This is a genomic window from Arcobacter cryaerophilus gv. crypticus (assembly GCF_002993025.1).
Classification (GTDB): domain Bacteria; phylum Campylobacterota; class Campylobacteria; order Campylobacterales; family Arcobacteraceae; genus Aliarcobacter; species Aliarcobacter cryaerophilus_B.
The window spans coordinates 1-430 of record NZ_NXGI01000037.1; the positions used below are offsets into that span (position 1 = coordinate 1).

A 430-nucleotide genomic window follows, 5' to 3' on the forward strand; every position below is an offset into this window, starting at 1 on the left:
GGTGTAAGCCCTTTAGCTGACCAGTACTAATAGAACGTTTGGCTTATTTTAACAAATTCTTTGGTTTACTATCTTATTAAGCATATGTTTATTATGTTTAATTTGTGTTGATTATATATAGATATACAAATATGAAATTAGCTTTTACAGCTATTAAAGACTTTAGCATTAAATTTCTCAAATCACAATTTGAGTGTTAAGAGTTTACTACAAGCTTTTATCACTCAAATTTGCTGGTGGTTAAAGAGAAGTGGAAATACCCAGCCCCATCCCGAACCTGGTAGTCAAGCACTTCATCGCCGATAATACTGCAGGGTCCCCCTGTGGAAACGTAGGTCGCTGCCAGCTCATTGAGTTTTACAAATCCCCCCAAGAGCTTATCTTGTCTTACTAAGAAAAACAATAGTAGGTCAAGGTAAGCTTTTTTATT

General features: G+C 35.3%; 1 rRNA gene. It reads left to right on the forward strand.

What is annotated here, in order from left to right:
• Positions 1-232 precede the first annotated feature (232 nt).
• A 5S ribosomal RNA gene (gene rrf / locus CJ670_RS09675) occupies positions 233-348 on the forward strand.
• The last annotated feature ends 82 nt before the right edge of the window (positions 349-430 follow it).